We start from the raw sequence: 26,762 nt of genomic DNA, 5'->3' as shown, positions 1-26,762 counted from the left end.
CATACGAAGACAGGAGGTACGTGATGACCGCGCCAGCTCGCAGGACCGCCGCCGGCGGCGGTGCCACCGACGTCCATCCCGTGCTGCGCAGGGCGGGCGCGCCCGCGGCCGCGCTCGATCTGCTCGCCCAGGCCGCGCGGGGGCTGCAGGAGGCCGCCGTGCTGGAGGCCGCCAACGACCGCTACGCCACCGCCCATTTGGCCGCGCTGCGCACCGCGGCCGCCGTGCTCGCCGTGCGCGGCCGGCCGGAACCGACCAAGCGCCGCCGGCAGCGCATCCGCAGCGCGTGGGAGGTGCTGCCCGAGGTCGCGCCGGAACTGACGGAGTGGAGCGCCCTGTTCGAGGCGGGCGCGCAGCGCCGGGCCCTGGCCGAGGCCGGGATACCGGGTGCCGCCACCCGGCGGGACGCCGACGATCTGGTCCGGGCCGCCGGGATGTTCCTGCGGCTCGTGGAGCGCATGCTCGCACTGCAGCCCGCCCTGCCGCGCCGGCAGGTGGACCGCCCGGCTTGATCGGGAGGCTTCGCGCGGCCCACTAGAGTGGGTGCCAGGCCGGGCCCACCGGTCCCGAGCCCCGACCGCCCGCGAGGAGCCGTCCGCATGTCCCGTCCAGGAGGGGCCGAACCGCTGCGTCCCCGCGCAGCCCTGCGTACTGCCGTGGTCTGGGAGGTCCTGCGCGAGGCGCTGGACCGGCAGGCCAAGGCCGTCGGCCGCGACGTCCTCGACGTGCTCGACACGGGCGGGGGCACCGGCAACTTCGCGGTGCCGGTGGCCAGTCTGGGTCACCGCGTCACCGTCGTCGACCCCAGCCCCGACGCGCTCTTCGCCCTGGAGCGGCGCGCCGCCGAGGCCGGCGTGACCGAACGCGTCCACGGCGTCCAGGGCGACGCCCACGGACTCCTGGACGTCGTGCCCGCCGGCAGCCAGGACGTGGTGCTCTGCCACGGCGTGCTGGAGTACGTGGACGATCCCGCCGAGGGCGTCCGCAACGCCGTCGGCAGCCTGCGCCCCTCCGGGACCCTGAGCCTGCTCGCCGCCGGCCGCCACGGGGCGGTGCTCGCGCGTGCCATCGCCGGTCACTTCACCGAGGCCCGGCAGACCCTCGACGACGCCGACGGCCGCTGGGGCGAGGGCGATCCGATGCCGCGCCGCTTCACCGCCGAGGAACTGACCGGCCTGGTCGCCGACGCGGGCCTGCGGGTCGGCGCGGTGCACGGCGTGCGGGTCTTCGCCGATCTGGTCCCCGGCGTCCTGGTGGACACCGAACCGGGCGCCCTGGAGGCGCTCCTGCGACTGGAACTCGCCGCCGCGGAGCAACCCGCTTTTCACGCGGTGGCCACCCAACTGCACGTGCTGGCCGAGCGCGGCTGACACCGTCCCCCGGGCCGGGGGGCCTTACACCTTCCGGTCACCCAGCGGGAGGAGTCGGTCACACGCCCCCCGAGAAGCGGTTCCGGGCCGTATGCTGGCATGACGTGGCGTTCGACGGGGAAAACCTCCCCCGTCGGATTGGCGCAGTGGGGCGGGTTTCACGGGGGCGATTCCCTGCCTATCCTGGAAGGGTCGTAACGGTCGCTCCCCCGCGACCGACGAGTAGGAGGACTCCGTGCCGCTCTCGGAGCACGAGCAGCGCATGCTCGAGCAGATGGAGCGAGCGCTGTACGCCGAAGATCCCAAGTTCGCGTCGGCGCTTGAGGGAAGCGGGCTGCGCACCTACACCAGGCGGCGGGTCTACCTGGCTGTGGCGGGCTTCCTGGTGGGCATCGGGCTGCTGATGGCCGGCATGATCGCCCAGCAGCCGTGGATCAGTGTCGTGGGCTTCCTGGTCATGCTCGGCTGTGCCGTCCTCGCCGTCACCGGCTGGCGTCGCGCTGCGCGGCCGGGCTCCACCGCGGCCCCTGCAGGACATTCTCATCCGGGCACCCCGGGCCGTGCACGTCGTCAGTCGCGCCGCGGCATGATGGACCGCATCGAGGAGCGGTGGCAGCGCCGCCGCGACGAACAGGGCCAGTGAGCCACGGCCCACCGACCTCCACCGTCTTCGCCCATGGGGGCGGGATCCCGACCGGGACCCCGCCCCCATTCGCGTCCCCGGGGCCGATCGGCGGCCGGCGCGGCGTCCCCTGCCGCCCGAGAGGCGGCGGCGTCCCCTCGGAGCCGCCCACGGACGGCGGAGGGGCGGCCTCCCTGCCGGGAATGCCGCCCCTCCGCCGTCCGTGGACCCCGCTAGGGGGTGTCGCGCCGCAGCGGGCGGCGCAGCGCGTCACCGGCGTCCCGGAAACGCTCGGCGGCGCGGACCCGCCGGTCGGCCCAGGCCTCGCTCAGCCGCCACACGACCCTCACCGCTGAACGCGGCAGCAGCAGCGCCCGCAGCCGGGTGAGACGGTCGGCGGAGTGCCGCAGGCCGTCCGTCACCAGGCGCACGTCGGCCGCGCTCCCCACGGCCGCGACCGGCCGCGGCGAGAACAGGGCCTGCTCCACGGCGCCGGCGAGCCGCCTGGCCGCCTCCTCCGCGGGGCCCTGCAGCCCTCCGACCCCGGCCAGCCGGGCCACCACCGCGCGCGGCGTCTCCGAGTCGTCGGGTGGCAGTCCGTAGTCCCAGGCGGTGTCGGTGAGCTCCTGCCAGGCCGCCAGCGTGCGCGCGCCCTCATGGACGCCCGGATCGGACGGGTCCCGTCCGGTCAGCCGCAGCCACGCCGCGACAGCCGCCGGGTCGCTCCCGCGGGTCAGCCGGCGCACCCGCAGCCGGTGCCGCCACAGCAGCGGCGCGAAGAACAGCAGGACCAGCAGCGCGAGCACGATCCCGGCCCCGAACCACACGCTGGCCAGCATGTCCCGCACGTCCTGCCAGAAGCCGCCGTCCGGCGGGGTGCTGTCGGCGGACCCGGCCAGCGGGTCGCAGTCGCCGAGCTGGATGTCCTTGGCCCGGCAGGTCGGCGAGGCGGTCGGACCGGCGCTCGGCGCGGTGGTCGCGCTCTGCTGCGGGGTGTCCGTGGCGGCACCGGCCGGATCCGAGGCCGAGGTCTCCACCGTGTAGTCCGGGGTGGTGCCCCGGGTCGGGGTGGGCTCGAAGCGGGTCCACCCCACGCCTTCGAAGTACAGCTCGGGCCAGGCGTGCGCGTCCTTCAGCCCCACCGAGTACGTGCCGTCGGACTCGGGAGTGCCCGGGGTGAAGCCCACGGCCACCCGGGCCGGGATGCCGAGCGTGCGGGACATCGCCGCCATGGTGAAGGCGAAGTGGATGCAGAAGCCTTCCTTGTTCTTCAGGAACCGCGTGATCGCCTGCACCCCTGTGCCCGACCGCACCGAGGTGTCGTACGTGAAGGCGCCCGAGGTGAACCAGCGCTGCAGCGCCACGGCCCGCTCGTAGTCGTTGGTGGCGTTCTTGGTGATCTCCAGCGCGGTGCGGTTGACCTCGTCCGGCAGCGAGTCCGGCACCTTGGTGTACTCCGCGCGCAACTTGGCCGGTGCCGGAGGGGCGGCGGCCAGTTGCTGAGCCGTCGGCTGCAGCCGCAGGCTGGTGACCTCGTAGCTGGCACCGGAGGTGTTCTGCCCGCGGTCGCCGATGATGGTGCGACCCTCGGGCTCGTACCGCCACCGGCCGTCGATGCGCACCTTCTGGGCCGGGTACGGCATCGGCAGCCACATCTGCACGTAACCGCGGTCGGCCACGACCGAGGTCTCGGTCAGCGAGGTGGCGATCTGCGGACCGAGCCCCTGGGGGACCGGCAGCACCTTGGGAACGTCGGTGAGGGCGCGCTGCGAGGGCTCCCACTTGTCGCCGGTGAACTGGTCGAGGGAGACGATGCGCAGGTACATGTCCGCGGTCGTCTGGGCGTTGGTGCGGTAGCGGAGGACCTCGCGGTCGTCGGGCTGGTTCAGGTTGTCCTGCAGGGCGACCACCGGGTTGACCGCGGCGATCGTCCCGCCCCCGCCCCCGCCGCCCTGGCCCGCGCCCGTGGCGCCGAGCAGCCCGCCGCCGAGCCCGGGTGCCAGGCCCGCCAGGAGCGCCACGCCCAGGGCGACCGCCCCGATGCGGTGCCCGGTGCGCACCGGTGCCACCGGGCCGCCGGCCGACAGTGCCGCGGGGCCGTTCCCGCCGCGCGGCGCGCCGCCCGCACCGCCGAATATCCGGCCCCAGCGTGAGAGCCGGTCCCGGCCCTCGGCGAGCAGGAGCAGCAGGTAGCCCACGCCGGCCAGGAGGAAGAGCCACCACTTGCTCGCGCCCCCGGACAGCCCGGCCGCGACCGAGTACAGCGCCAGCAGCGGCAGCCCCGCCGGGGCCGCGCTGCCGTAGGTGACGGCCAGCGCGTCCACGACCAGCCCGATGAGCACGACGCCGCCCACCAGCAGCAGGCGGATGCCCTCGGTGACCGGTGCCGGGATCGCGAACTGGCCCACGTCCTGCACGCCCGCCGTCAGCAGGCGCCCGAACTCGGTGAAGGCCGGCGGTCCGGGGAACACCCCGAGCACGGCCTGGTCGTGGACGAAGAGCAGGGTCAGCGCCAGCAGCGACACGATCGCCTGCGCCCCGATCGTCAGCGGCCGGGCCAGCGGCACCCGCCGGGCCGCCGCGCCGACGCCGGTCTGCAGCAGCACCAGGACCATCGCCTGCAGAATCCACGAGCTCGGCGTCGCCAGCGGGGTCAGGGCGAAGGAGGTCAGGATCGTCGCCAGTGCCGCGAACGCCGCGATCCGTGCGCGTCCGCTCATCATCGGGTTCCCGCCTCCTCCTGGGCGCGGCGCCGGTCGGCGCGCTGCCACAGCTCCGCCAGACCGTCACCGTGGGAGACCGTCAGCACCGTCCAGCCGGCCTCGCGCAGCAGCCGTGCGCCGCGCGCGCTGCCGTCCTCGGCGCTCTCCGGGCCCGCCGACGGGTCCGGCAGCCCCGCGCCGTAGTACGCGTCGCCGGTGTCCGCCCCGCCCCAGGCCTCGCGGCTCATCAGGAAGGCGACGGCACCGCCGGCCCGCTGGCGCATCCGGGCGGCCATCGCGGCCTGCTCCTCGTCCAGGTCGCCGAAGAACGCCACGAGCAGCCCCTCGGTGCCGGCCCGCAGCACGTCGAGCGCCCGCGACAGCCCCGCGCCGTCGGAGTGGTCGATCACGGCCAGCGTGTCGAGCAGCACCCCGGCCGCGTCCGAGGTGTCCGAGCCGAAACCCTCGTTGCCGGGCACGGTGCTGCCGTTGTCGGTCAGCAGCCGTACCGTGTAGCCCCGCTCCAGCATGTGCACCGCCACGGATGCGGCCCCGGAGACCGCCCACTCGAAGGCGGAGTCGGGCCCGGCCCCGAAGTAGGCGAGCTCCCTGGTGTCCAGCAGGACCGTGCAGCGGGCCCGGTGCGGCTGCTCCTCGCGGCGCACCATCAGCTCGCCGTACTTGGCGGTGGAGCGCCAGTGCACGCGGCGCAGGTCGTCCCCGTAGCGGTAGCCGCGCGGGATCACGTCGTCCTCGCCGGCCAGCGACAGGGCACGGGTGCGGCTCTCGCCGTATCCGGAGGAGTCGCCCTTGAGCTTGACCGCGGGCAGCGACTCGACCCGGGGCACCACGGTGAGGGTGTCCTGCGCGCTGAAGGAACGCGTCAGTTCGCACATGCCGAAGGGGTCCGTCAGCCGCAGCTGCAGCGGTCCCAGCGGGTAGCGGCCCCGCAGGTCGGAGCGGACCCGGTAGGAGACCTCCCGGTGTCCGCCGGGCTCCACGCGGTCCAGCACGAACCGCGGCCGCGGCCCCAGCACGTACGGCACCCGGTCCTGGAGCATCAGCAGCCCGGTGGGCAGCCGCGACACGTTGTCCACCCGCAGGTGGACCCGGGCCTCCGACATCGCCGGCACCCGCGACGGAGTCAGCCGGCGGCTGCCCGCGACGCGGTACCGCGTCCGGTGGAGCACGGTCACGCACAGCAGCGGCAGTACGGCCAGCAGCAGGCCGACGCGCAGCAGGTCGGTCTGGCCCAGCACGAACGCGCAGACCGCGGCGGCCACGCCCGCCGCGAGGAAGGAGCGGCCTCGGGTGGTGAGGCCGCCCAGGGCGGCGCGGAGGCCGCCTTCACGCTCGGTCACGCGATGCCTCCTGCGCCCTGCCCCGTCTCGGATTCATCGGCTGCCGTACGGGTCGGGTACCGGGGTGCGCTGCACGATCTCGGCGACGACCTGTTCCGGCGTGCGCCGGTTCAACTGGGCCTGCGCCGTGGGCAGCAGACGGTGTGCCAGGACCGTGGAGGCCAGCGACTGGACGTCGTCCGGGAGGACGAAGTCCCGGCCGTCCAGGGCCGCCGCCGCGCGGGCGGCGCGCACCAGGTGCAGCGTCGCGCGGGGGGAGGCGCCCAGGCGCAGGTCGGGATGGTCGCGGGTGGCGGAGACCAGGGAGACGGCGTAGTGCCGCACCGCGGCCGACACGTGCACCGTGCGTACCGCCTCGACCAGTTTGACGATCTCGTGGGCGTGGGCCACCGGCTGGAGGTCGTCCAGCGGACTGACGCCCGCGTGCACGTCCAGCATCTCCAGCTCCGCCTCCAGGCTCGGGTAGCCGATGGAGACCCGGGCCATGAAGCGGTCGCGCTGCGCCTCGGGCAGCGGGTACGTCCCCTCCATCTCCACCGGGTTCTGGGTGGCGATGACCATGAAGGGGCTCGGCAGCGGGTAGGTGCTGCCGTCGATGGTGACCTGCCGCTCCTCCATCGACTCCAGCAGCGCCGACTGCGTCTTGGGCGACGCCCGGTTGATCTCGTCGCCCACGACGATCTGCGCGAAGATCGCGCCCGGCTTGAACTCGAAGTCGCGGCGCTGCTGGTCGAAGACGCTGACGCCGGTGATGTCGGACGGCAGCAGGTCGGGCGTGAACTGGATGCGCCGGACCGAGCAGTCGATCGACCGGGCCAGTGCCTTGGAGAGCATCGTCTTGCCGACGCCGGGGACATCCTCGATCAGGAGGTGTCCCTCGGCGAGCAGCACCGTCAGGGCAGTCCGTACGACCTCGGGCTTGCCCTCGATCACGTTCTCCACCGACCGTCGTACGCGGTCCGCCGTGGCGGTCAGATCGCTGAGGCTTGCTCGCGACTCATAGGTCGTCACCCGGTTCTCCTCGGCCCGTTCCTAGGGTCGCGGCCATCCCTGGACCGGCCCTCCCCGTGTTCATGGAGCATTCTCTCCTCAACTATGCTCCGCGTCACTCGGCTTCCGTTACTCGTTCGTGATTTCCCGGAGCAGGCCGGTGTGCACGTCGAAGACAAATCCCCGCACATCGTCCGTATGGGCCAGGAACGGCGAGGTCCGCACGCGCTGCATGGACTGCCGGACGTCCTGGTCGACGTCGCGGAACGCCTCCACCGCCCAGGTCGGCCGCTGGCCGACCTCGTGCTCCAGCTCGGTACGGAAGTCCTCGGTCAGCGACTCCAGGCCGCAGCCGGTGTGGTGGATCAGCACCACCGACCGGGTGCCGAGGGCGCGCTGGCTGATGGTGAGCGAGCGGATGGTGTCGTCGGTGACCACGCCGCCCGCGTTGCGGATCGTGTGGCAGTCGCCGAGCTCGAGGCCGAGCGCGGCGTGCAGGTCGATCCGGGCGTCCATGCAGGCGACCACGGCGACCTGGAGGACCGGCCGGGCGTCCATGCCGGGGTCGCTGAACCGCGCCGCGTAACCGCGGTTCGCCTCGACCAGGCGTTCGGTGACGGAGGAGGTGCCGGTGCCGGCGCGGTCCGCCGGCTGCTGCGCGTTTGTCGACATGGGACGACCGTAGACGGCGTGGGGCCGACACACCCGCCGCCGGGTCCGGCAAAACTCGGTCAAACACCCGCAGTGTGAGGTAACCCACAGGCGCCGTCGCCGATCGCCCATGCGAGTGATTCCGATGCGGCCGCACCCCTGTACGCCCGTGCCGGGGCGGGCTTCTCGTTGACCGTGGGGCCCGGTGGAGTAAAGTGGCGCGAAGTGGGTCGCCAGCCAGTGGCCGGTCAAGCGGGAGGTGCGGATGTTCCTCGGGACGTACGCGCCGCGGCTGGACGACAAGAGCCGGCTGGTCCTGCCTGCGAAGTTCCGCGAGCAGTTCGCCGACGGCCTGGTCATCACCAAGGGGCAGGAACGCTGCCTCTGTGTCTGGCCCGTGGCGGGCTTCCGTGCCCTGACCGAGGAGCTCGGCAGGGCGCCGGTCACCTCGAAGGCGGCTCGGGACTACATGCGCGTGCTGTTCGCCGGCGCCCACGACGAGGTGCCCGACAAACAGGGCCGGGTCACTCTTCCGCAGCCGCTCCGCGACTACGCCGGCCTGCGCCGGGACTGCGCCGTCATCGGTGCCAACACCCGGGTGGAGGTGTGGGACGCGACCGCCTGGGAGGAGTACCTGTCCGCCCAGGAGGACGCCTTCTCGGCGCTGTCGCAGGAGGTGCCGCCCGGCCTACTGTGACCCCGCCCGTTCCGCCCCCGCCCCGCCGCACACCGAACCTTCCGAGGAGCCGCGCACACCCCCTGATCTAGCCTGATGGCTCACGTACGAGTACGTGACGCTCGGCCTCCTCCCGCTCTCCGGTCCGCCGGCACTCCTTCCCCGGTGCCAGGGGTCCGTCCACGAGCGGGCGGGGACCCAGTGGTACGTCCCCGGAAGTACTTGAGAAGGGCCCCATGAGCACCACCCCCTCCGAGCCACGCCACGTCCCGGTCATGCTGGACCGCTGCCTGGACATGCTGGCCCCCGCCCTCGGCGCCCCGGGCGCCGTGGTCGTGGACGCCACCCTCGGCCTCGGCGGGCACAGCGAGGCCCTGTTGCGGCGCTTCCCGGAGGCCCGGCTCGTCGCGGTGGACCGCGACCCCGCCGCGCTGAAGCTGGCGGGGGAGCGGCTCGCCCCCTACGGCGACCGGGCCACCCTTGTGCACGCCGTCTACGACGAGCTGCCCGAGGTGCTCGACCGGCTCGGCGTCCCCCGTGTGCAGGGCGTCCTGTTCGACCTCGGCGTCTCCTCCATGCAGCTCGACGAGGCGGACCGGGGCTTCGCCTACGCCCAGGACGCGCCGCTGGACATGCGGATGGACCAGAGCAGGGGCATCAGCGCCGCCGAGGTGCTCAACACCTATCCGCCGGGCGAACTGGTCCGCGTCCTGCGCGAGTACGGCGAGGAGAAGTTCGCGCGCAAGATCGTCGAGGCGGTCGTCAGGCAGCGGGCCCACGAGCCCTTCTCGCACAGCGCGCGGCTGGTCGAGCTGATCCGTGAGGCGCTTCCCCAGGCCGCCAAGCGCACCGGGGGCAACCCGGCCAAGCGCACCTTCCAGGCGCTGCGCATCGAGGTCAACGGCGAGCTGACCGTGCTCGAGCGGGCGATCCCGGCCGCCGTCGCGGCGCTCGCGGTGGGCGGCCGGATCGCCGTGCTGTCGTACCACTCGCTGGAGGACCGCCTGGTCAAGGGGGTCCTCGCGGCCGGCGCGGCCACCACCGCGCCCCCGGGGCTGCCGGTCGTCCCCGAGGAGTACCAGCCCCGGCTCAAGCTGCTCACGCGCGGCGCCGAACTCCCGACGGAGGACGAGATCGCCGCCAACCGCCGCGCGGCCCCCGCCCGGTTGCGCGGCGCGGAACGGATCAGGGAGGCCCGGGCATGAGACGGCGCACGGCGGCACGGTCGCCCTTCGTCCTGCTGATCGTGCTCCTGCTCGGCGGCGGCCTGATCACCCTGCTGCTGCTCAACTCCGCGGTGAACCGGGACTCCTTCAAGCTCAGCGAGCTGCAGAAGGAGACCACCCAGTACACCGACGACGAGCAGGAGCTGCAGCAGGAGGTCGACCAGTACTCCGCCCCGGACGCCCTCGACCGGCGCGCCCGCGAGCTCGGCATGGTGCCCGGCGGCAACCCGGCCTTCCTCGCCCCCGACGGCTCCGTGCTCGGCGACCCGGGCAACGCGACCGACGCCCCGGTGCCCCTGCCGTCCCCGAGCACCGCCCCGGCGACGGTGGCCCCCAGCGGCTCCGCCGCCGCCTCCCTCGGCCCCGTGCCCTCCGTCGGCCCGTCGGGGGGCCCGACCGCCAGTTCGTCCGCCAGTCCGTCCGTCACCCCCCAGGAGACGCCGTGACCCCCGCCCCCGCCCCCGCACCGGGACGCCGGCGAACCCCGCCGTCCCGCGCCGGTGAAGGTACCGCCGCGTGGTGAGCCACGACGGCGAACCGCCCCGCAGGCGGCCCGCGCCCGGCGCCGGCCGCGAGGCGGCGGGGCGCCGCCAGCCCCCGCGCGGCGGCGGGCGCAGGCCCGTTCCGCCCCGTGAGGCGCACGCCCGCGGCAACCCCCCGCCCCGGCAGCGGGGGCGCCGTCCCGCGCCGCGGGGGCCGGTCTCGCCCTCCGGGACGGCGCTGCTGCGGCTGGGCAGGCCGCGTCCCCGGCTGCGGCTGGTGAGCCTGGCGCTCTCCCTGGTGATGATGACCTTCGTGATCCGGCTCTTCCAGGTGCAGGCCGTCGACGCGGCGACGTTCACCGCCAAGGCCGAGATCAACCGGAACTTCAAGGCCACGCTGCCCGCCGAACGGGGCACGGTCACCGACCGCAACGGCATCGACCTGGCCACCACCGTCGACGCGTACGACATCACCGCCGACCCGCTGCTGTTCACCCCCGAGTACGCCAAGGTCAAGGACGCCCCGCAGCGCGCGGCCGAACTGCTGGCGCCGATCGTCGACGGCGACGCGCAGACCATCGCCAAGCAGCTGGCGAACTACCCCAAGTCGCGCAACGAGATCATCGCCCGCCAGCAGTCGCCGCAGGTCTGGAACCAGATCAAGGACCTGCAGAACGCACTGGCCGACAAGGCCGCCAGGGGCGACGACGGCAACTACCTGGCCGGCGTCTTCCGGCTGCGGCACAGCAAGCGGGTCTACCCCGCGGGGGACCTCGCCGCCGGGGTCATCGGCTGGGTCAACGCCTCCGACGTGGGCGGCGGCGGGCTGGAGAACAGCCTGAACAAGCTCCTGGCGGGCAAGGACGGCACGATCACCTACGCCCAGTCGGGCGGCCGCCGGGTGCCCACGGCCAGTGTGCGCGAACAGGCCGCGGAGCCCGGCACGGACGTGGAGCTGACCCTCGACCGGGACATCCAGTGGGCGGCGCAGCGGGCCATCACCGACCAGGTCGCGCAGTCCGAAGCGGACCGCGGCTACGTCGTCGTCCAGGACACCCGCACCGGGCAGATCCTGGCCATGGCCAACTCGCCCGGCTTCGACGCCAACGACCTGTCCCGGGCGGACGCCTCGGCGCTGCACAACTTCGCGATCGAGGACGCCTACGAGCCCGGCAGCGTCAGCAAGCTGATGTCGATGGCCGCCGTCCTCGACGAGGGCGTGGCCACCCCGCAGACCCATGTGACCGTGCCGGGCACGCTGCCCCGCGCCGACCGGGTCTTCCACGACGACGTGGACCACGGCACCTGGTACCTGACGCTGAACGGCGTGCTCGCCAAGTCGAGCAACATCGGCACGATCCTCGCCGCCGAACAGCTCGGCAAGAACCAGAAACAGGCCAATCGCGTCCTCTACTCCTACTTGCACAGGTTCGGCATCGGGCGGCCCACCGGTCTCGACTTCCCCGGTGAGACGCCCGGCATCCTGGCGAAGCCGGACGACTGGAACGCGTCCCAGCAGTACACGATCCCGTTCGGGCAGGGCCTGTCGCTGAACGCCGTGCAGGCCACCTCGGTGTACTCGACGATCGCCAACGGAGGCGTCCGGGTGGAACCCAGCCTGGTGCGCGGGACGACCGGCCCCGACGGGCAGTTCGTGCCCGCCGCGGCGCCGAAGAAGACCCGGGTGGTCAGTACGAAGACCGCGCGGACGCTCGCCACGATGCTGGAGTCGGTCGTCGGCAGCGAGCAGGGCACCGGCGTCAAGGCCCGGATCGCCGGGTACCGCGTGGCGGGCAAGACCGGCACGGCCAACCGGGTGGACCCGGACACCGGCACCTACAGTGGCTACACCGCCTCCTTCATGGGCTTCGCGCCGGCGGACAAGCCGCGGCTGACCGTCTCCTGCGTGATCCAGAACCCCACGCGCGGCAGCTACTTCGGCGGCCAGATCTGCGGCCCGGTCTTCAAGCAGGTCATGGAGTTCGCCCTGAAGTCCCTGCGGGTGCCGCCGAGCGGTACGCGGACGCCGAGCCTGCCGGTCGAGTGGGACCCGTCGAAGTCGTGAAGGAGCATGAAGGGCGCGAAGAGTGCGAACGGCGCGAACCGCGCGAACCGCGCGAACCGCGCGGAGGGTACGACGGACGCGAACGACGTGAAGGCGGGAAGGGACGGCGGACATGACGCAGGACGGCCCCGCCGCGGCGGGCACGCACGGTCGCGCCGCGGACGCGGAACGTACCGGGCACCCGGACGGGCGAAGTGCCGTGCGGGAAGAGGCGCGGAGGCCTTTTGGCCCCGGGCCCGGCCCGGCGGGTACTCTCACCGCCGTGTCACTCGCTGATCAGTCCCCCACACCCGAACAGCCCCAGCCCGGCGCGCCCCGACCGTCCCGGGTCCACCCCAAGTCGCCCGCGGATCTGGCCGCGAGGCTGGGCGCGCAGCCGCCCGCACAGGACGCCGCCCCGGTCACCGGGATCACCCATGACTCGCGTGCCGTCCGCCCCGGCGACCTCTACGCGGCCCTGCCCGGGGCCCGTTTCCACGGCGCCGACTTCGCCGCCCAGGCGGCCGATCTGGGCGCCGTCGCGATCCTCACCGACCCGGCGGGCGCCGAGCGCGCCGCCGCGACCGGACTGCCGGTCCTGACCGTCCCGGACCCCCGGTCCTCGATGGGCGAACTGGCCGCCGAGATCTACGACCGGCCGGGCGAGCACCTGCTGCAGATCGGCATCACCGGCACCTCCGGCAAGACCACGACCGCGTACCTCGTCGAGGGCGGTCTGCGCGCGGTGCACGGCACGCACACCGGCCTCATCGGCACCGTCGAGTCGCGGATCGGCGACGAGCGGATCAAGAGTGAGCGCACCACTCCCGAGGCCACCGACCTGCAGGCGCTGTTCGCGGTGATGCGCGAACGGGCCGTCGGCGCGGTCGTCATGGAGGTCTCCAGCCACGCCCTGGTGCTGGGGCGGGTGGACGGCGCGGTGTTCGACGTCGCCGTCTTCAACAACCTCAGCCCCGAGCACATGGAGTTCCACTCGGGGATGGAGGACTACTTCCAGGCCAAGGCGCAGTTGTTCACCCCGCGCCGCAGCCGGCTCGGTGTGGTCAACATCGACGACGAGTACGGCCGCCGGCTGGTCCGCGAGGCGGGGGTGCCGGTGACGACCTTCTCCGCGGAGGGCCACCCGGACGCCGACTGGCGCGCCGAGCACGTCGAGATCGGCGCGTCGCGCTCCACGTTCACCGTCGTGGGCCCCGGGGGACGGCGCGTGAGTGCCGTCTCGCCGCTGCCCGGCCCCTTCAACGTCGCCAACGCGCTCGCGGCGATCACCGCCCTCGCGGTGGCCGGGATCGACCCGCAGACGGCCGCCGACGGCGTGGCCGCCGTGCCGGGCGTGCCGGGCCGGCTGGAACGGGTGGACGCGGGCCAGCCGTATCTGGCGGTCGTGGACTACGCGCACAAGACCGACGCCGTCGAGTCGGTGCTGCGGGCGCTGCGCAAGGTCACCAAGGGCAGCCTGCACATCGTGCTGGGCTGCGGCGGCGACCGCGACCAGACCAAGCGCGGCCCGATGGGCGCCGCCGCCGCGCGGCTCGCCGACACCGTCGTGCTCACCTCCGACAACCCCCGCTCCGAGGACCCGCTCGTGATCCTCACCGCGATGCTGTCCGGTGCCGCCGGGGTGCCGGCGCACGAGCGGGGCCACGTCGTCGTCGAGCCGGAACGGGCGGCCGCCATCGCGACGGCCGTCGCCCTGGCCCGGCCCGGCGACACCGTACTGGTGGCCGGCAAGGGCCATGAGCAGGGTCAGGACATCGCCGGAGTGGTACGCCCCTTCGACGACCGAGAAGTGCTCCGCGCGGCCATCGGGCACGCCGCGGGCACGCCAGCGCAGGAGAAGGACCAGGACCAGCTGTGATCCCACTCACCCTCGCCGAGGTCGCCCAGGCGGTCGGCGGGAGCACGTACGACATACCGGACCCCGGCCTTCGGGTCACCGGGTCCGTGGAGATCGACTCCCGTCAGGTCCAGCCGGGCGGGCTGTTCGTCGCCTTCCAGGGCGAGCGCGTGGACGGTCACGACTACGCGGAGCGGGCCGTCGCGGCCGGCGCGGTCGCCGTACTGGCCGCCCGGCCGGTCGGTGTGCCCGCGATCGTCGTGGACGACGTCCAGATCGCCCTCGGACGGCTGGCCAAGCACGTCATCGAACGGCTCGGCGCGACCCTCGTGGCGCTGACCGGATCGGCGGGCAAGACCAGCACCAAGGACCTCATCGCCCAGGTGCTCCAGCGGCTCGCCCCGACCGTCTGGACGCCCGGCTCCCTCAACAACGAGATCGGGCTCCCCCTGACCGCGCTGCGGGCCGACGAGTCCACCCGGCACCTGGTGCTGGAAATGGGCGCCCGCGGCATCGGCCACATCCGCTACCTCACCGAGCTGACCCCGCCGCGCATCGGCCTGGTCCTCAACGTCGGGACCGCCCACATCGGCGAGTTCGGCGGCCGCGAGCAGATCGCCCAGGCCAAGGGCGAGATGGTCGAGGGGCTGCCGGAGGCCGCCGAGGGCGGCATCGCCGTGCTGAACGCCGACGACCCCCTGGTGCGCGCCATGGAATCGCGCACCAAGGCGCGCGTCGTGCTGTTCGGCGAGGCCCCGGACGCCGATGTGCGTGCCGAGAACGTCCGTCTCAACGACCGAGGTCAGGCCGTCTTCACGCTCACAACACCTACCGGGTGCAGCGAAGTGACCTTGCGCCTGTACGGTGAGCACCACGTGTCGAACGCGCTCGCCGCGGCCGCCGTAGCCCGTGAACTCGGCATGCCCACAGACGAGATCGCCATCGCGCTCTCCGAAGCCGGGACGCTGTCGCGCTGGCGTATGGAGGTCGTCGAACGGCCGGACGGCGTGACGGTCGTCAACGACGCCTACAACGCGAACCCCGAGTCCATGCGGGCCGCCCTGCGCGCGCTCGCGGCGATGGGGCGTGCCGCCGAGGCGCGCGGGGGCCGCACGTGGGCGGTGCTGGGCGAGATGGCCGAGCTCGGCGGGGAGTCCCTCGCCGAACACGACGCGGTCGGACGGCTCGCCGTCCGGCTCAACGTCAGCAAGCTGGTGGCGGTCGGCGGCCAGGCGGCCGCCTGGGTGCAAATGGGCGCCTACAACGAGGGTTCGTGGGGTGAGGAGTCGGTGCACGTGTCCGACGCTGAGGCGGCGATCGACCTGTTGCGCAGTGAGCTGCGTCCGGGGGACGTCGTGCTGGTGAAGGCATCGAGGGCGGTCGGACTGGAACGGGTGGCGCTCGCGCTGCTCGACGGCGTCGAGGGTGGGGGCGCTCGGTAATGAACCAGATCTTGGTCTCGGGCGTCCTCGGTCTCTTCCTCTCCCTGATCGGCACTCCGATGCTGATCAAGCTGCTGGCCCGCAAGGGCTACGGCCAGTTCATCCGCGACGACGGCCCCAAGGAACACCACAGCAAGCGCGGTACGCCCACCATGGGTGGCATCGCCTTCATCCTGGCCACGCTCGTCGCGTACGCGCTCACCAAGGTGATCACCTCCGAGCGGCCGACGATCTCCGGCCTGCTGGTGCTCTTCCTCTTCGCCGGCCTCGGCGTCGTCGGCTTCCTCGACGACTACATCAAGATCGTCAAGCAGCGCAGCCTCGGTCTGCGCGCCAAGGCGAAGATGGCCGGCCAGCTGATCGTGGGCATCACCTTCGCGGTGCTGTCGCTGCAGTTCGCCGACTCCCGCGGGGTGACTCCCGCGTCCACGCGGCTGTCCTTCACGCAGGACTTCGGCTGGTCGCTCGGCCCGGTGATCTTCGTGATCTGGGCGCTGTTCATGATCCTCGCGATGTCGAACGGCGTGAACCTCACCGACGGCCTCGACGGCCTCGCCACCGGCGCCTCGGTGATGGTCTTCGCCTCGTACACCGTCATCGGCGTGTGGCAGTACGGCCAGTCCTGCTCCAACGTCGTCACCGCGGGGCCGGGCTGTTACGACGTGCCCCATCCGCTGGACCTCGCGGTGGTCGCCGCCGCGCTCATGGGCGCCTGCTTCGGCTTCCTGTGGTGGAACACTTCGCCGGCCAAGATCTTCATGGGCGACACGGGCTCGCTCGCACTCGGCGGCGCGCTGGCCGGTCTGGCCATCTGCTCGCGCACCGAGATGCTGCTCGCCATCCTCGGCGGCCTGTTCGTCCTCATCACCCTCTCCGTGGTCATCCAGGTCGGCTCCTTCCGCCTGACCGGCAAGCGCGTCTTCCGCATGGCCCCGCTGCAGCACCACTTCGAACTCAAGGGCTGGGGCGAGGTCCTGGTCGTCGTCCGCTTCTGGATCATCCAGGGCATGTGCATGGCCGTCGGTCTCGGCCTCTTCTACGCGGGCTGGGTGGCCGCGCAGTGACGCCGCCCTCCGGGCAGGGATCCGGCGCCGGGCGCGGCGGACCGCGCACGCTTCCCGCGCACGCCGTCGAGGCGGCCCGCGCGCTCGGGCTGCCGGGCCGCCGGGTCACGGTGGCCGGGCTCGGGGTCTCCGGCATCCCGGCCGCCGAGGTGCTCGCCGCGCTGGGCGCGCGGGTCACCGTGGTGGACGGCGGCGACGGCGAGCGGCACCGCGCGCAGGCCGCCGCCCTGGAGGCGCTCGGCGTCGCCGTGCGGCTCGGCGACGGCGCCACCCTGCCCGAGGGCACCGAACTGATCGTCACTTCCCCGGGCTGGAAGCCCACCAGCGCGCTGTTCACCGCCGCCGAGGCGGCCGGAGTCGCGATCTGGGGGGACGTGGAGCTGGCGTGGCGGCTGCGGGAGGCCCCCTCGGCGGGCACGGCGGCCCCCTGGCTCGCGGTCACCGGCACCAACGGCAAGACCACGACCGTGCAGATGCTGGCCTCGATCCTGCGCGCCGCGGGCCTGCGCACCGCGGCCGTGGGGAACATCGGCACCCCCGTCCTGGACGTCGTGCTCTCCGACGAGCCGTACGACGTGCTGGCGGTCGAGCTGTCCAGCTACCAGCTGCACTGGGCGCCCTCGGTGCGCCCGCACTCCGCCGCGGTGCTCAACCTCGCCCCGGACCACCTCGACTGGCACGGCTCGATGGCCGCCTACGCCGCCGACAAGGGCCGCATCTACGAGGGCAACACGGTCGCCTGCGTCTACAACCTCGCCGATCCCGCGACCGAGGCCCTGGTGCGCGAGGCCGACGTCGAGGAGGGCTGCCGCGCGATCGGCTTCGGCCTCGGCAGCCCCCGCCCCTCCGAACTCGGCGTCGTGGACGGCATCCTGGTCGACCGCGCCTTCGCCCCCGAGCGGCACACCACCGCCCAGGAGCTGGCGGAGGTCACCGACGTGAACCCGCCGGCCCCGCACAACATCGCCAACGCGCTGGCCGCCGCCGCCCTGGCCCGGGCCTTCGGCGTCGCGCCGGCCGCCGTCCGCGACGGCCTGCGCGCCTTCCGCCCGGACGCCCACCGCATCGCGCACGCCGGCACGGTCGACGACGTCACGTACATCGACGACTCCAAGGCCACCAACACGCACGCCGCCGAGGCGTCGCTGGCCGCCTACGAGCACATCGTCTGGATCGCCGGCGGCCTCGCCAAGGGCGCCACCTTCGACGAGCTCGTCACGGGCGCCGCCGAGCGGCTGCGCGGCGTCGTCCTGATCGGCGCCGACCGGGCCCTCATCGGCGAAGCGCTCGCGCGACACGCCCCCGAGGTCCCGGTCGTCGACCTCGACCGCACCGACACTGGGGCGATGGCGGCCGCCGTCCGCGCGGCGCGGGACCTGGCCCGCCCGGGCGACACGGTGCTCCTGGCCCCGGCCTGTGCCTCGATGGACATGTTCGCGAACTACAACGTCCGCGGCGACGCGTTCGCGGAGGCCGTACGGGACCTGCGGGTCCCCGGCACCGGGCAGTAGCCGCAGGCCGCTCCGGCACGCACCGCGACCAAGGAGGGGACATGACGGCAGCCGACCACGGTGGTGCCTCCGGTTCTCGTTCCCGCAACGCGCTCGGCGCCCCCGCCCGTCCGGCGCGCCCTGCGGCGGCACTGCCCCGGCCGGGACGCGCGGGGCCACCGGCGCCGCGCCCCCCGAGGGGCCCGTCGCGGGGGAGTGCCCTGCGCGGCGCCAAGGTGGTCTTCGACCGGGCCAAGCGGGCCTGGGACCGCCCGTTGACGGCCTACTACGTGATCCTCGGCAGCAGCCTGCTGATCACCGTCCTCGGCCTGGTGATGGTCTTCTCCGCCTCCCAGATCAAGGCCCTGGAGTACGGGCTGCCCTCCACCTACTACTTCCGCAAGCAGCTCTTCGCGGCCGTGCTGGGCACCGGGCTGCTCATCGTCGGATCCCGGATCCCCGTGCGGCTGCACCGGGCGCTGGCGTACCCGCTGCTGGTGGGCTCGGTCTTCCTGATGGCGCTGGTGCAGGTGCCGGGGATAGGGCAGTCGGTGCACGGCAACCAGAACTGGATCTACCTCGGCGGCCCGTTCCAGCTCCAGCCCAGTGAGTTCGGCAAGCTGGCCCTCGTTCTGTGGGGTGCCGACCTGCTGGCCCGCAAGGACGACAAGAAGCTGCTCGTCCAGTGGAAGCACCTGCTGATCCCGCTGGTGCCGATCGCCTTCCTGCTGCTGGGGCTCATCATGCTCGGCGGCGACATGGGCACCGCCATCATCCTGACCGCGATCCTGTTCGGCCTGCTGTGGATCGCCGGCGCCCCCACCCGGCTGTTCGCGGGCGTGCTGGCGGTGGCCGGCGTCATCGGTTTCCTGCTGATCAAGACCAGTGGCAACCGGATGGGCCGGCTCGCCTGCATCGGAGCCACCGACGTCACTCCCAGTGGCGGCTGCTGGCAGGCCGTGCACGGGATCTATGCGCTGGCCTCCGGCGGATGGTTCGGTTCCGGTCTCGGTGCCAGTGTGGAAAAATGGGGCCAACTGCCGGAACCGCACACCGACTTCATCTTCGCCGTGACCGGGGAGGAACTGGGCCTGGCGGGGACGCTGTCGGTGCTCGCCCTCTTCGCGGCTCTAGGCTATGCGGGTATCCGCGTGGCCGGTCGTACGGAGGACCGCTTCGTCAGGTTTGCCGCGGGTGGGGTGACGACGTGGATCACGGCGCAGTTCGTGGTCAACATCGGTGCGGTGCTCGGCCTGCTGCCGATCGCCGGCGTCCCGCTCCCGCTGTTCTCCTACGGAGGCTCGGCCCTCCTGCCGACCATGTTCGCGATCGGGCTGCTCATCTCCTTCGCGAGGAGTGAACCCGGGGCGCGGGCGGCACTCAAGGCGCGGGGGCCCGGCTACTGGCCGGGGGCAATGACACGGACAATGAGGCGGCTCGTCACACGGCGGCCGTCCAGGGAGCGGTGAATTTCGGTGCATGTCGTACTCGCCGGTGGGGGGACCGCCGGCCACATCGAGCCCGCGCTCGCGCTCGCCGATGCCCTGCGCAGGCAGGATCCGACCGTGGGGATCACCGCGCTGGGCACGGAACGGGGCCTGGAGACCCGGCTCGTGCCCGAGCGCGGTTACGAGCTGGCCCTGATCCCCGCTGTACCGCTGCCGCGCAAGCCCACCCCCGAGCTGATCACCGTACCCGGGCGGCTGCGCGGCACGATCAAGGCCGCGGAGCAGATCCTGGAGCGCACCAAGGCGGACGCGCTGGTCGGCTTCGGCGGCTACGTGGCGCTGCCCGGATACCTGGCCGCCAAGCGGCTCGGTGTGCCGATCGTGGTGCACGAGGCCAATGCCCGCCCCGGCCTGGCGAACAAGATCGGCTCGCGCTACACCGACTACGTCGCGGTGAGCACCCCCGACAGCAAGCTGCGGCACTCCCGTTACGTCGGCATCCCGCTGCGCCGGTCCATCGCCACGCTGGACCGCGTCGCGATGCGGGCCGAGGCGCGGGCCGCCTTCGGGCTCGACCAGGGCCTGCCGACGCTGCTGGTCTCCGGCGGTTCCCAGGGCGCCCGCAGGCTCAACGAGGTGATCGCCTCCGTCGCACCGCGCCTGCAGCAGTCCGGTGTGCAGATCCTGCACGCGGTCGGCCCGAAGAACGAACTCCCGCCGGCCGACAATATGCCCGGCATGCCGCAGTACATCCCGTTGCCCTACCTGGACCGGATGGATCTGGCCTACGCCGCCGCCGACATGATGCTCTGCCGCGCCGGCGCCATGACCGTCGCCGAGCTGTCAGCGGTGGGCCTGCCCGCGGCCTACGTCCCGCTGCCGATCGGCAACGGCGAGCAGCGCCTCAACGCCCAGCCGGTGGTCAAGGCCGGCGGCGGCGTCATCGTCGACGACGCCGAACTCACCGCCGAGTGGGTGCTGGGCCATGTGCTGCCGGTTCTGACCGATCCGCACCGACTGTATGAAATGTCCCGCGCCGCCGCCGAATTCGGCCGCCCGCACGCCGACGAACTGCTCGTCGGCATGGTGCGCGAGGCGATCGCCGCCCGTCGTCGCTGAGCCCGGTGGGTGGGCCCCGGCCCACCCACCGGCGTGCGCCCGCCGGAGAGCCGGGCGGGGCGGCTAGCCTGCTGCGCAGCGGACGAACCCACCCCCAACCCCCGGAGGCGAACGTGGCCGTACCGACGACCGCCGAGCCGGCCGCCGACCAGGACGACGACGAGATCCGGCCGTCGCCGCGATCGGCCCGCCGCCGGCGTGTGATCGCGCTCGCGGCGCTCACGGCCGCCGGCCTGCTGACGGGCACGTCCGCCTGGTTGCTCTACGGCTCGGCCTGGCTGCGGACGACGTCCGTCACCGTGACCGGCGCCGACGTCCTGAGCCCCGACGAAGTGCGGGACGCCGCCGAGGTGCCCGTGGGCGCCCCGTTGGTCTCCGTGGACACCGACGCGGTGGGCGGCCGGCTGCGTGAACGTCTTCCGCGGATCGCGAATGTGACAGTGGAACGTTCATGGCCGCACACGATCGTTCTTAAAGTGACGGAGCGAACTCCCGCCGCCCTGGTGAAAGATGGCGGGAACTTCATCGAAGTGGACGCCGACGGCGTACGGTTCGCGGAGATCCGCGACCTCATCAAGGGTGTCCCCGTCATCGAATTGAGCCCCGACCGCGACTCGGCGAGCTTTCGCCATTTCGGGACAAAGCGCCTCCTCGCCGCGGCCGTCCAGGTCGCCGCCGATCTCCCGAAAGCCGCCTACCAGCAGGCCCGTCTGATCGAAGTGCGCTCCTGGGACGACATCTCGGTGGAGTTGGCGGGCGGACGCACCGTGGTGTGGGGGAGCGTGGAGCGGGGCGAGGAAAAGGCGTTCGCGCTCGCCGCCCTGATGAAAGTCGAAGAGGGTGCGGTCTTCTACGACGTGAGTGCCCCAACAGCCCCTGCGGCATCGGACGGTTGACGTCCCAGCCTTCAGTTCGACACCCTGGTTGGTCCGGCTCCTGCGTGATCACATAGGGTCAAAAGAAAAACGGGAGGTTCGGCGTGTTCGTTGAACGCGAACCGCTTGTCGATTTAGTGTCCTGTCCCAAAGAACGTGCGGGACAGACATACTGGTAACCCTAAACCTGAGGGTTAGGGTTCGGGTCGGCCGGCACCTCCCGACCGTCCCACAGGTATACGTAACTCGAGGCGAGAGGCCTTCGACGTGGCAGCACCGCAGAACTACCTCGCAGTCATCAAGGTCGTCGGCATCGGCGGCGGTGGCGTCAACGCCATCAACCGGATGATCGAGGTCGGTCTCAAGGGCGTCGAGTTCATCGCGATCAACACCGATGCACAGGCCCTGCTGATGAGCGACGCCGACGTGAAACTCGATGTCGGCCGCGAACTCACGCGCGGCCTCGGTGCCGGCGCCAACCCGGATGTCGGCCGCAAGGCCGCCGAGGACCACCGCGAGGAGATCGAAGAGGTGCTCAAGGGCGCCGACATGGTCTTCGTCACCGCGGGTGAGGGCGGCGGCACCGGCACCGGTGGCGCGCCTGTGGTCGCCAACATCGCCCGCTCGCTGGGCGCCCTCACGATCGGGGTGGTCACCCGCCCGTTCACCTTCGAGGGCCGCCGTCGCGCCAACCAGGCCGAGGACGGCATCGCCCAGCTGCGCGACGAGGTCGACACCCTCATCGTGATCCCCAACGACCGGTTGCTGTCCATCTCGGACCGCCAGGTGAGCGTGCTGGACGCCTTCCGGTCCGCTGACCAGGTGCTGCTCTCCGGTGTCCAGGGCATCACCGACCTGATCACCACACCGGGCCTGATCAACCTCGACTTCGCCGATGTGAAGTCGGTGATGTCCGAGGCGGGTTCCGCCCTCATGGGCATCGGCTCGGCCCGCGGCGACGACCGCGCCGTCGCCGCCGCGGAGATGGCCATCTCGTCCCCGCTGCTGGAGGCGTCCATCGACGGCGCGCGGGGCGTGCTGCTGTCCATCTCCGGCGGCTCCGACCTCGGCCTGTTCGAGATCAACGAGTCGGCCCAACTGGTCAGCGAGGCCGCGCATCCCGAGGCCAACATCATCTTCGGCGCCGTCATCGACGACGCCCTGGGCGACGAGGTCCGGGTCACCGTCATCGCGGCCGGTTTCGACGGCGGCCAGCCCCCGACCCGCAGCAACCGGGACAAGGTGCTCGGCGCGTACGGCAGCTCCCGCGACGAGAGCAGCGGCACCACGACGTCCCCGGTCCGCCCGGCCACCCCGCCGGCCGAGCCGTCGCGTCCGGCCTTCGCCGGCCTGGGCAGCGTCACCCAGCGTGACGAGGAGCCCGCCCAGCCCGAGCCGGTGGCCGAGGTCCCGGCCCAGCCGGCCGCCCCGCAGGTCCCCCCGGCGCGTCCCTACCAGGACACCAGCGCCGAGGAGCTCGACGTCCCCGACTTCCTCAAGTAAGCACAGTCTCACGTGATAACGCACAACCACGCACGTCCGGGCGGCGCCCACTTCGCCTTCACCGACAGGTGGGGCGGGGTGAGCGCCGCTCCGTACGACAGCCTCAATCTCGGCGGTGCGGTCGGCGACGACCCCGCCGCCGTCCTGTCCAACCGCGGCCTCGCCGCCCGTGAACTGGGCCTGGACCCGGCGCACGTGGTGTGGATGAAGCAGGTGCACGGCAACGACGTGGCCGTGGTCGCCGCTCCGTGGGGTGAGCACCGGGTACCGGAGGTGGACGCGATCGTCACCACCCGGCCCGGCCTCGCGCTCGCGGTACTGGTCGCCGACTGCGTCCCCGTGCTGCTGGCCGACACCGAGGCCGGAGTCGTCGCCGCGGCGCACGCCGGCCGGCCGGGACTGGTCGCCGGGGTCGTCCCGGCGGCAGTCGAGGCGATGGTCGGACTCGGCGCCAGGCCGGAGCGGATCACCGCCGTCACCGGGCCGTCGGTCTGCGGAGCGTGCTACGAAGTGCCCGAGCAGATGCGGGAGGACGTCGCCTCGGCGGTCCCCGAGGCCCGGGCCACCACCAGCTGGGGCACCCCCTCCGTCGACGTCGCCGCCGGGGTGCACGCCCAACTCGTCCGTCTCGGCGTTCCCGCGGGTGAGAAATCACATATCTGCACCATGGAGTCGGGCGACCACTTCTCCTACCGCCGCGAGCGCACGACCGGGCGGCTCGCCGGATATGTCTGGCTGGACGGCGACCAGTGAGCGACGCACGCGATGACTGACCGAACGGAAGAACGACGGGCCGAACTCGCGGCGAATCTCGCCCGGGTCGAGCAGCGGATCGCCGCGGCGTGCGCGGCGGTCGGCCGGGCCCGGGACGAGGTGACCCTGATCGTGGTCACCAAGACCTATCCCGCCAGTGACGTCCGGATCCTGTCGGAACTCGGCGTCCGCCAGGTCGCCGAGAACCGCGACCAGGATGCCGCGCCCAAGGCCGGGGCCTGCGGGGACCTGCCGCTCACCTGGCACTTCGTGGGCCAGTTGCAGACCAACAAGGTGCGTTCGGTGGTCGGTTACGCCGATGTCGTGCACTCGGTGGACCGGGTCCGGCTGGTCGAGGCGCTGTCCGCCGCGGTCATGAAGTCGCCGCGGGCCGACCGTGAACTGGGCTGCCTGGTCCAGGTCGCGCTGGACGCCGAGTCGGGGGCCCAGGGTACCCGCGGCGGAATCGCACCGGATGCCGTCGAAGGGATCGCCGAAGCGGTGACTGCCGCTCCGGGCCTGCGACTTGACGGCCTGATGACGGTAGCGCCGCTGGCCGGGGCCTACGCCGGTCAACCGCGCGCCGCGTTCGACCGGCTGGCGGAAATCTCATCCTGCCTGCGCGAGATGCATCCTGCTGCGAACATGGTCTCGGCAGGGATGAGCGCGGACCTCGAAGAGGCCGTTGCCGCAGGTGCGACACACGTACGCATCGGTAGCGCGGTACTCGGAGTCCGGACCGGGCTCCGGTAACGTCACCAACCAAGTCGGACCACACAAAAAATATGGTCTTTCCCCGCTGAGAGGACGCAGAGCATGGCCGGCGCGATGCGCAAGATGGCGGTCTACCTCGGCCTCGTGGAGGACGACGGGTACGACGGCCCGGGATTCGACCCGGACGACGAGTTCGAGCCCGAGCCGGAGCCGGAGCGTCCCCGCCGGTCGCACCAGCCGCACCAGCCGCACCCGTCCCACCAGCCACCGCACCAGACGCAACCGGAAGAGCCGGCACGCCTCGTGCACCCGCCGGTCCCTCGGGAACCGCGGATCGCCCCAGTGGCATCCATCACACAAGAACGCCATAGCCTGGAGAAGAACGCACCGGTGATCATGCCTAAGGTCGTGTCCGAACGAGAGCCGTACCGGATCACGACACTCCACCCCCGGACGTACAACGAAGCCCGTACCATCGGGGAACACTTCCGCGAGGGCACCCCGGTGATCATGAATCTGACGGAGATGGACGACACGGACGCAAAGCGACTTGTCGACTTCGCCGCCGGTCTGGTCTTCGGTCTGCACGGGAGCATCGAGCGGGTGACGCAGAAGGTGTTTCTGCTGTCGCCTGCTAACGTCGATGTCACGGCGGAGGACAAGGCCCGCATCGCCGAGGGCGGGTTCTTCAATCAGAGCTGAGATACGCAACCGCACGAAACCGGCCGCGAGGCCCACGAACAGGCAGAGGAGAGGGACGCGCGATGGACATCGCACTCCAGGTGCTGTGGATCGCGTTGATGTGCTTCCTGCTTGTCCTGATCTTCCGGTTGGTGATGGACTATGTCTTCCAGTTCGCCCGATCGTGGCAGCCTGGGAAGCCCATGGTGGTCGTCCTGGAGACCACCTACACTGTCACCGATCCGCCACTCAAGCTTCTGCGGCGGTTCATTCCGCCGCTGCGTCTCGGGGGCGTGGCGCTCGACCTGTCCTTCTTCGTATTGATGATCATCGTGTACATCCTGCTCACCGTCGTGGGGGGCTTGAGATGACCGATGCGGGCTCCCGATATGTCGACGATCACGTTGAGGTGAAGAGATGCCACTGACCCCCGAGGACGTGCGGAACAAGCAGTTCACGACCGTCCGCCTCCGAGAAGGCTATGACGAGGACGAGGTGGACGCCTTCCTCGACGAGGTCGAGGCGGAACTGACCAGGCTGCTGCGCGAGAACGAGGACCTGCGGGCGAAGCTGGCGGCGGCCACCCGCGCCGCCGCCCAGAACCAGCAGCAGGGCATGCGCAAGCCCGAGCCGCAGGACGGCCGCGGCGGCCCCGGTGCCCCCGTGCCCGCCGCCATATCCGGACCGCAGCCGGTGCCGCCGCAGCAGATGGGCGGCCCCCAGGGACCCGGCAGTGGCCTCGCCCTGCCCGCCGGGCCCAGCGCTCAGCAGGGCCACATGGGGCAGCACCCCATGCAGCAGCAGGGCCCCATGCAGGGCGGCCACCCCATGCAGCAGCAGGGTCCCGGTCCGATGGGCCAGCACCCGATGCAGCAGCAGGGTCCCGGCCACATGGGTCAGCACCCGATGCAGCAGCAGGGCCCCATGCAGGGCGGCCACCCCATGCAGCAGCAGGGCCCCGGCGGCGACAGCGCCGCCCGTGTGCTCTCGCTCGCCCAGCAGACGGCCGACCAGGCGATCGCCGAGGCGCGCGCCGAGGCCAACAAGATCGTCGGCGAGGCCCGCAGCCGCGCCGAGGGTCTGGAACGCGACGCCCGCGCCAAGGCGGACGCGCTCGAGCGGGACGCGCAGGAGAAGCACCGCGTGGCCATGGGCTCCCTGGAGTCCGCTCGCGCCACGCTGGAGCGCAAGGTCGAGGACCTGCGCGGCTTCGAGCGCGAGTACCGCACCCGTCTGAAGTCGTACCTGGAGAGCCAGCTGCGCCAGCTGGAGAACCAGGCCGATGACTCGCTCGCCCCGCCGCGGACCTCCGCGGCCCCCTCCCTGTCCTCCGGTTCCGGCGGCATGGGCGGCGGTATGGGTGGCGGCACCATGGGCGGCGGCATGGCCACGGCCGGAGCCGGCACCATGGGCGGTGGCCAGAGCTACGGCGGCCAGGGCATGGGCGGCCACGGCGGCCCGAACCCCACCTACGGCGGCCAGCAGCAGATGTCCCCCGCCATGACCCAGCCGATGGCACCGGTCCGGCCGCAGGGGCCGGCTCCGCTGCAGCAGGCGCCCACGCCGATGCGCGGGTTCCTCATCGACGAGGACGACAACTAGTCGCGCACAGGCGCCGGCCGCTCGCACGACGCGCACCACGGCACCACACAGGGCCGGGCCCCCAGGGAATCGCTTCCCTCGGGGCCCGG

At 72.5% G+C, this 26,762-nt stretch carries 24 protein-coding genes; 20 read left to right on the top strand and 4 right to left on the bottom strand.

The window, feature by feature from the left end; genetic code table 11:
* Window positions 1-23 precede the first annotated feature (23 nt).
* The 3 genes from ACIP98_RS09660 to ACIP98_RS09650 all read left to right on the top strand — a co-directional run bounded on the left by ACIP98_RS09660 (window position 24) and on the right by ACIP98_RS09650 (window position 2,013).
* A complete protein-coding gene (locus tag ACIP98_RS09660) occupies window positions 24-512 on the top strand; it encodes an SAV_6107 family HEPN domain-containing protein (RefSeq protein WP_319662068.1) in 489 nt (162 codons plus the stop codon).
* An 87-nt stretch (window positions 513-599) separates the two neighbouring features.
* Window positions 600-1,370 (top strand): methyltransferase, encoded by a 771-nt coding sequence (locus ACIP98_RS09655; protein WP_319662067.1) that lies wholly within the window; start codon window positions 600-602, stop codon window positions 1,368-1,370.
* A 235-nt stretch (window positions 1,371-1,605) separates the two neighbouring features.
* Window positions 1,606-2,013: a DUF3040 domain-containing protein gene (locus ACIP98_RS09650; protein ID WP_319662066.1), complete on the top strand. Its 408-nt coding sequence runs from the start codon at window positions 1,606-1,608 to the stop codon at window positions 2,011-2,013.
* A 212-nt stretch (window positions 2,014-2,225) separates the two neighbouring features.
* Here ACIP98_RS09650 and ACIP98_RS09645 read toward each other — a convergent pair whose 3' ends face one another.
* From ACIP98_RS09645 to ACIP98_RS09630, 4 genes are all read right to left on the bottom strand, one after another.
* Window positions 2,226-4,712 carry a DUF3488 and DUF4129 domain-containing transglutaminase family protein gene (locus tag ACIP98_RS09645; RefSeq protein ID WP_401974840.1) on the bottom strand — a complete coding sequence of 829 codons (2,487 nt, stop codon included), beginning with the start codon at window positions 4,710-4,712 and terminating at the stop codon, window positions 2,226-2,228.
* Window positions 4,712-6,055, bottom strand: a complete 1,344-nt coding sequence (locus ACIP98_RS09640) for a DUF58 domain-containing protein (protein ID WP_319662065.1) — start codon at window positions 6,053-6,055, stop codon at window positions 4,712-4,714. Before ACIP98_RS09640 ends, ACIP98_RS09645 begins: the two co-directional genes overlap by 1 nt.
* A 33-nt stretch (window positions 6,056-6,088) precedes the next feature.
* On the bottom strand, window positions 6,089-7,066 hold the full coding sequence (locus ACIP98_RS09635; protein ID WP_319662064.1) for a MoxR family ATPase: 978 nt from the start codon (window positions 7,064-7,066) through the stop codon (window positions 6,089-6,091).
* A 108-nt stretch (window positions 7,067-7,174) separates the two neighbouring features.
* Window positions 7,175-7,717, bottom strand: a complete 543-nt coding sequence (locus tag ACIP98_RS09630; RefSeq protein ID WP_319662063.1) for a carbonic anhydrase — start codon at window positions 7,715-7,717, stop codon at window positions 7,175-7,177.
* A 244-nt stretch (window positions 7,718-7,961) separates the two neighbouring features.
* On the opposite strand from ACIP98_RS09630, the gene mraZ reads away from it, so the two are divergent.
* From mraZ to ACIP98_RS09545, 17 genes are all read left to right on the top strand, one after another.
* The gene (mraZ, locus tag ACIP98_RS09625) at window positions 7,962-8,393 is read left to right on the top strand and encodes a division/cell wall cluster transcriptional repressor MraZ (RefSeq protein ID WP_319662062.1); all 432 of its coding nucleotides are present in this window, start codon (window positions 7,962-7,964) and stop codon (window positions 8,391-8,393) included.
* Window positions 8,394-8,608: 215 nt separating this feature from the next.
* The gene (gene rsmH, locus ACIP98_RS09620; protein WP_401974728.1) at window positions 8,609-9,577 is read left to right on the top strand and encodes a 16S rRNA (cytosine(1402)-N(4))-methyltransferase RsmH; all 969 of its coding nucleotides are present in this window, start codon (window positions 8,609-8,611) and stop codon (window positions 9,575-9,577) included.
* Complete coding sequence (locus ACIP98_RS09615; RefSeq protein ID WP_401974725.1) at window positions 9,574-10,044, top strand: septum formation initiator family protein; 471 nt, start codon at window positions 9,574-9,576, stop codon at window positions 10,042-10,044. The genes rsmH and ACIP98_RS09615 overlap by 4 nt, the downstream gene beginning before the upstream one ends.
* A gap of 70 nt (window positions 10,045-10,114) precedes the next feature.
* Window positions 10,115-12,145, top strand: a complete 2,031-nt coding sequence (locus ACIP98_RS09610; protein ID WP_401974722.1) for a peptidoglycan D,D-transpeptidase FtsI family protein — start codon at window positions 10,115-10,117, stop codon at window positions 12,143-12,145.
* A 112-nt stretch (window positions 12,146-12,257) separates the two neighbouring features.
* The gene (locus tag ACIP98_RS09605) at window positions 12,258-14,003 is read left to right on the top strand and encodes a UDP-N-acetylmuramoyl-L-alanyl-D-glutamate--2,6-diaminopimelate ligase (protein ID WP_401974720.1); all 1,746 of its coding nucleotides are present in this window, start codon (window positions 12,258-12,260) and stop codon (window positions 14,001-14,003) included.
* The gene (gene murF / locus ACIP98_RS09600; protein WP_401974718.1) at window positions 14,000-15,424 is read left to right on the top strand and encodes a UDP-N-acetylmuramoyl-tripeptide--D-alanyl-D-alanine ligase; all 1,425 of its coding nucleotides are present in this window, start codon (window positions 14,000-14,002) and stop codon (window positions 15,422-15,424) included. The genes ACIP98_RS09605 and murF overlap by 4 nt, the downstream gene beginning before the upstream one ends.
* Window positions 15,424-16,488 carry a phospho-N-acetylmuramoyl-pentapeptide-transferase gene (gene mraY, locus ACIP98_RS09595; RefSeq protein ID WP_319661041.1) on the top strand — a complete coding sequence of 355 codons (1,065 nt, stop codon included), beginning with the start codon at window positions 15,424-15,426 and terminating at the stop codon, window positions 16,486-16,488. Before murF ends, mraY begins: the two co-directional genes overlap by 1 nt.
* An 89-nt stretch (window positions 16,489-16,577) precedes the next feature.
* On the top strand, window positions 16,578-17,999 hold the full coding sequence (gene murD, locus ACIP98_RS09590) for a UDP-N-acetylmuramoyl-L-alanine--D-glutamate ligase (RefSeq protein WP_319661308.1): 1,422 nt from the start codon (window positions 16,578-16,580) through the stop codon (window positions 17,997-17,999).
* Window positions 18,000-18,040: 41 nt separating this feature from the next.
* Complete coding sequence (gene ftsW / locus ACIP98_RS09585) at window positions 18,041-19,447, top strand: putative lipid II flippase FtsW (RefSeq protein ID WP_319661042.1); 1,407 nt, start codon at window positions 18,041-18,043, stop codon at window positions 19,445-19,447.
* Window positions 19,448-19,453: 6 nt separating this feature from the next.
* Complete coding sequence (murG, locus tag ACIP98_RS09580; RefSeq protein WP_319661043.1) at window positions 19,454-20,545, top strand: undecaprenyldiphospho-muramoylpentapeptide beta-N-acetylglucosaminyltransferase; 1,092 nt, start codon at window positions 19,454-19,456, stop codon at window positions 20,543-20,545.
* A 113-nt stretch (window positions 20,546-20,658) separates the two neighbouring features.
* A complete protein-coding gene (locus tag ACIP98_RS09575; RefSeq protein ID WP_401974714.1) occupies window positions 20,659-21,441 on the top strand; it encodes a cell division protein FtsQ/DivIB in 783 nt (260 codons plus the stop codon).
* Window positions 21,442-21,687: 246 nt separating this feature from the next.
* Window positions 21,688-22,923 (top strand): cell division protein FtsZ, encoded by a 1,236-nt coding sequence (ftsZ, locus tag ACIP98_RS09570; protein ID WP_319661045.1) that lies wholly within the window; start codon window positions 21,688-21,690, stop codon window positions 22,921-22,923.
* Window positions 22,924-22,938: 15 nt separating this feature from the next.
* On the top strand, window positions 22,939-23,676 hold the full coding sequence (gene pgeF / locus ACIP98_RS09565; protein ID WP_401974837.1) for a peptidoglycan editing factor PgeF: 738 nt from the start codon (window positions 22,939-22,941) through the stop codon (window positions 23,674-23,676).
* Between the two features lie 12 nt (window positions 23,677-23,688).
* Window positions 23,689-24,429 carry a YggS family pyridoxal phosphate-dependent enzyme gene (locus ACIP98_RS09560; protein ID WP_401974711.1) on the top strand — a complete coding sequence of 247 codons (741 nt, stop codon included), beginning with the start codon at window positions 23,689-23,691 and terminating at the stop codon, window positions 24,427-24,429.
* 63 nt (window positions 24,430-24,492) lie between these two features.
* Window positions 24,493-25,092, top strand: a complete 600-nt coding sequence (locus ACIP98_RS09555) for a cell division protein SepF (RefSeq protein ID WP_360911931.1) — start codon at window positions 24,493-24,495, stop codon at window positions 25,090-25,092.
* A gap of 62 nt (window positions 25,093-25,154) precedes the next feature.
* Window positions 25,155-25,442: a YggT family protein gene (locus tag ACIP98_RS09550; RefSeq protein ID WP_319661048.1), complete on the top strand. Its 288-nt coding sequence runs from the start codon at window positions 25,155-25,157 to the stop codon at window positions 25,440-25,442.
* A 46-nt stretch (window positions 25,443-25,488) separates the two neighbouring features.
* Window positions 25,489-26,673 carry a DivIVA domain-containing protein gene (locus tag ACIP98_RS09545; protein ID WP_319661049.1) on the top strand — a complete coding sequence of 395 codons (1,185 nt, stop codon included), beginning with the start codon at window positions 25,489-25,491 and terminating at the stop codon, window positions 26,671-26,673.
* Window positions 26,674-26,762: the final 89 nt, after the last annotated feature.

Source organism: Streptomyces sp. NPDC088354 (assembly GCF_044753585.1).
In the GTDB taxonomy this organism is placed as follows: domain Bacteria; phylum Actinomycetota; class Actinomycetes; order Streptomycetales; family Streptomycetaceae; genus Actinacidiphila.
Note: the sequence above shows the minus strand (reverse complement) of the source record. Positions and strands in the feature narration are given on the sequence as shown.

Coding starts and splice junctions, on each gene's coding strand:
- mraZ (WP_319662062.1), top strand. CDS start 7,962: ATGTTCCTCGGGACGTACGCGCCGCGGCTGGACGACAAGAGCCGGCTG.
- ACIP98_RS09660 (WP_319662068.1), top strand. CDS start 24: ATGACCGCGCCAGCTCGCAGGACCGCCGCCGGCGGCGGTGCCACCGAC.
- ACIP98_RS09550 (WP_319661048.1), top strand. CDS start 25,155: ATGGACATCGCACTCCAGGTGCTGTGGATCGCGTTGATGTGCTTCCTG.
- mraY (WP_319661041.1), top strand. CDS start 15,424: ATGAACCAGATCTTGGTCTCGGGCGTCCTCGGTCTCTTCCTCTCCCTG.
- ACIP98_RS09545 (WP_319661049.1), top strand. CDS start 25,489: ATGCCACTGACCCCCGAGGACGTGCGGAACAAGCAGTTCACGACCGTC.
- ACIP98_RS09615 (WP_401974725.1), top strand. CDS start 9,574: ATGAGACGGCGCACGGCGGCACGGTCGCCCTTCGTCCTGCTGATCGTG.
- ftsW (WP_319661042.1), top strand. CDS start 18,041: ATGACGGCAGCCGACCACGGTGGTGCCTCCGGTTCTCGTTCCCGCAAC.
- ACIP98_RS09655 (WP_319662067.1), top strand. CDS start 600: ATGTCCCGTCCAGGAGGGGCCGAACCGCTGCGTCCCCGCGCAGCCCTG.
- ACIP98_RS09645 (WP_401974840.1), bottom strand. CDS start 4,712: ATGAGCGGACGCGCACGGATCGCGGCGTTCGCGGCACTGGCGACGATC.
- rsmH (WP_401974728.1), top strand. CDS start 8,609: ATGAGCACCACCCCCTCCGAGCCACGCCACGTCCCGGTCATGCTGGAC.
- ACIP98_RS09555 (WP_360911931.1), top strand. CDS start 24,493: ATGGCCGGCGCGATGCGCAAGATGGCGGTCTACCTCGGCCTCGTGGAG.
- ACIP98_RS09560 (WP_401974711.1), top strand. CDS start 23,689: ATGACTGACCGAACGGAAGAACGACGGGCCGAACTCGCGGCGAATCTC.
- ACIP98_RS09630 (WP_319662063.1), bottom strand. CDS start 7,717: ATGTCGACAAACGCGCAGCAGCCGGCGGACCGCGCCGGCACCGGCACC.
- ACIP98_RS09605 (WP_401974720.1), top strand. CDS start 12,258: ATGACGCAGGACGGCCCCGCCGCGGCGGGCACGCACGGTCGCGCCGCG.